The 3,265-nt window shown below is 73.4% G+C and carries 3 protein-coding genes; all 3 read left to right on the top strand.

The features are described 5' to 3' along the window. Positions 1–1,404, top strand: a 1,404-nt coding sequence (gene traF / locus CKO13_RS11360) for a conjugal transfer protein TraF (protein WP_200261098.1), incomplete at its 5' end; no start/stop codon positions are given. 19 nt (positions 1,405–1,423) lie between these two features. Then, the gene (locus CKO13_RS11355) at positions 1,424–2,470 is read left to right on the top strand and encodes an HlyD family secretion protein (RefSeq protein WP_200261095.1); all 1,047 of its coding nucleotides are present in this window, start codon (positions 1,424–1,426) and stop codon (positions 2,468–2,470) included. Beyond that, entirely contained in the window at positions 2,467–3,261 is a 795-nt protein-coding gene (locus CKO13_RS11350) for an ABC transporter ATP-binding protein (RefSeq protein WP_200261092.1), read from the top strand. Before CKO13_RS11355 ends, CKO13_RS11350 begins: the two co-directional genes overlap by 4 nt. Positions 3,262–3,265: the final 4 nt, after the last annotated feature.

Genomic DNA, 3,265 nt, shown 5'->3' with positions numbered 1-3,265 from the left:
CCCGCCCTCCCCCTCGACGGCGTCCCCGTGGGCGCCCGCGGCCAGGGCATGGCCGGCGCCAACACGGCCTCGGCGGACGACACCACGGCGCAGTACTACAACCCCGCCGTCTTCGGCCTCTTCGGCGAGCAGGCCGCCGGCGGCGGTCAGCTCGCCGCCGACAACAACAACCTCGGCCGCAAGGGCTGGGGCTGGGACACTGACCTGGGCGCCGGCTACCGCTTCAACGGCCGCATGGCCGACTACATGGACCGGCTCGCCGGCGCCGACCTAGACCGCTTCGACAGCATCGACAGCCGCGCCGAGGCCGAGGACCTCGCCGTGCTCGTCCACGACCTCGGCGGCGTGGACAACCCGGGCAACGCCTTCAGCGTCGACGCCAACGCCGCCACGGCGCTGCGCATCGGCCACTGGGGGATCGGCGTCCGGGGCATGGCCCAGGCGAGCGGCTACGTCCGCGAGGGCGACCTGGATACCGAGAACTTCGGGTTCAGCCTCGACAGCAGCTCCACGGACGAGATCAAGAAGCACGCCGAGAATAGCCAGCGTGACGTACTGACCCAGGGCCAGTACGACCAGCTCGAAGACGCCTACGACGCCGCTACGGCCGACGCCGTCGACGACCTCCTCGCCGGCTCGGAGACGGAGATCTCACAAGAGAACCTCGACCAGGCCGTGGACATGCTGGTCAATGCTGAAAGCAGCACCGGCAAGGATAACCAGACCCTCATCACCTTCTCGGGCTTCACCCTCATGGAGGTGCCGCTCTCCTACGGCCGCGCCCTCAACGAGCACTGGGCCGTCGGCGGCAACCTCAAGCTCATGCGCGGCCGGGTCTACGGCAACCAGGTGCGGATCTTCGACGACGAGGCCGACGACGTCATCACCCAGACCGAGGAGCGCTACGAGCAGACCACCACCTTCGGCGTCGACCTGGGGGTGATGGGCCGCTGGGAGCACTTCCAGGCGGGGCTGACCGGGCGCAACCTCAACGCCCCGACCTTCGACGGCTTCCGCGACCCGGAGAGCAACTACCGCTTCGACGACGTCACCCTCGACCCCCACTTCCGTGCCGGGTTAGCCTATATCCCCTTCAACACGCTCACCCTCGAGGTGGACTACGACCTCACCGCGCAGGAGACCGCCCTGCCCGGCTACGAGACGCAGTACGCCGCCGTCGGCCTCGAGTGGGACGCCTGGCGCTTCCTCGCCCTGCGCGCCGGCGCCTACGAGAACACCGCCGAGGACGACGTGGGCACGGTCTATACTGCGGGGCTGGGGCTGAACCTGTGGGCGGCGCGGCTCGACATCGGCGGTGCTGTGGCCTCTGAGGAGACCACCGTCGACGGCGAGACCCTCCCCCGGGCGGCCCGGGTGAGCGCCGAGCTGAGCGTCGACTTCTAGGAGAGCGCCGAGGAGGGCCATGGGTAAGCGAGCCGCGCTGATGGCGGCCGCCGTGCTGCTGATCGCGGGCGGCGGGCTGGGATACTGGCTCTGGCAGCCGCTCGCCGGCGAGGACGCCGCCGACACCCTGCGCCTCCACGGCAACGTCGACATCCGCGAGGCCTCCCTGGCCTTCAACGGCGCCCAGCGCATCGCGGCGATGCACGCCGAGGAGGGGGACCGCGTCGAGGCCGGCGAGCTGCTCGCCGAGCTGGAGACCGAGCGGCTCGAGGAGGCCGTCGCCCGCGCCGAGGCGCGGGTGGAGGCGCAGCGCCAGCGCCTGCGCGAGCTCGAGAGCGGCTCCCGGCCCCAGGAGATCCGCAAGGCGGAGGCCGACCTCGAGCTCGCCCAGGCCACCGCCCGCAACGCCAAGCGCAGCTGGAAGCGGCTCAAGGCCCTGCGCGAGGACGGCCACACCTCCGAGGAGGCGGTGGACAACGCCCGGGCCGCCTACGAGGAGGCCCGGGCGCGCGTCCACGCCGCCGAGCAGGGGCTCAGCCTCGCCCGGCTCGGGCCGCGAGAGGAGGCGATCGCCGCGGCCCGGGCCACCCTCCAGGCCCGCAAGGCCGAGCTCGCCCTCGCCCGGCGCGACCTCGAGGAGGCCGAGCTGCGGGCGCCGACGGCCGGGGTGATCCGCGAGCGGCTGCTCGAGCCCGGCGACATGGCCTCGCCGCAGAAGCCGGCCTACACCCTCGCCCGGACCGATCCGGTCTGGGTGCGCGCCTACCTCCCCGAGCCGCAGCTCGGCCGCATCCGCCCGGGGATGGCCGCCGAGATCCGCACCGACACCTTCCCCGACAAGCGCTACGACGCCTGGATCGGGGCGATCTCGCCGACGGCGGAGTTCACGCCGAAGACGGTGCAGACCGAGCGGGTGCGCACGGACCTGGTCTACGAGGTGCGCATCCACGCCTGCAACCCCCAGGGGGAGCTGCGGCTGGGTATGCCCGCCACGGTGACCATCCCCCTCGGGCAGGAGGAGAAGGAGGGGAGCGGCCGGGACGCCGCCTGCAACGGCTCGCCATGAGCGCCGACGCCGCCGATCCGGCCCTGCGCCTGGAAGGGGTGCACAAGGCCTTCAGCGCCGACGGGCGCACGGTCCGGGCGCTCGACGGCGCCGGGCTCCGCGCCGAGCCCGGCGTGATCACCGGGCTCGTCGGCCCGGACGGCGCCGGCAAGACCACCCTGATGCGCCTCGCCGCCGGGCTCCTGCAGCCCGACGCCGGCCGCATCGAGGCCCTCGGCATCGACGTGCTCGCCGACCCGCTGGCGGTCCAGGCCGGCGTGGGGTACATGCCGCAGCGCTTCGGCCTCTACGAGGAGCTCTCGGTCCAGGAGAACCTCGACCTCTACGCCGACCTCCAGGGCGTGCCCCGCGCCGAGCGGGCCGAGCGGCACGCCGAGCTCACCCGCATGACCGGGCTCGCCCCCTTCACCCGGCGCCTGGCCGGGCGGCTCTCCGGCGGGATGAAGCAGAAGCTCGGGCTCGCCTGCACGCTGATCGGCTACCCGCGGCTGCTGCTCCTCGACGAGCCCACCGCCGGCGTCGACCCGGTCTCCCGTCGGGAGCTCTGGGCCATCGTCGACCGGCTCGTCCGCGAGCGCGGCACCAGCGTGCTGCTGGCCACGGCCTACCTCGACGAGGCCGAGCGCTGCCACCGCGTCTCGGTCCTCCACCGCGGCCGGGTGCTCGGCGACGGCGCCCCCGGCACCTTCACCGAGGCGCTGGCGGGGCGGGTCTACACCGTCGCCGCCGAGGGCGCCGCCAGGCGCTGCTCGAGGTCGCGCTTGGCGGCGCCCTCGGCGGCGACGGTGTAGACCC

Source organism: Halorhodospira neutriphila, from assembly GCF_016584055.1.
Lineage (GTDB): Bacteria > Pseudomonadota > Gammaproteobacteria > Nitrococcales > Halorhodospiraceae > Halorhodospira > Halorhodospira neutriphila.
Note: the sequence above shows the minus strand (reverse complement) of the source record. Positions and strands in the feature narration are given on the sequence as shown.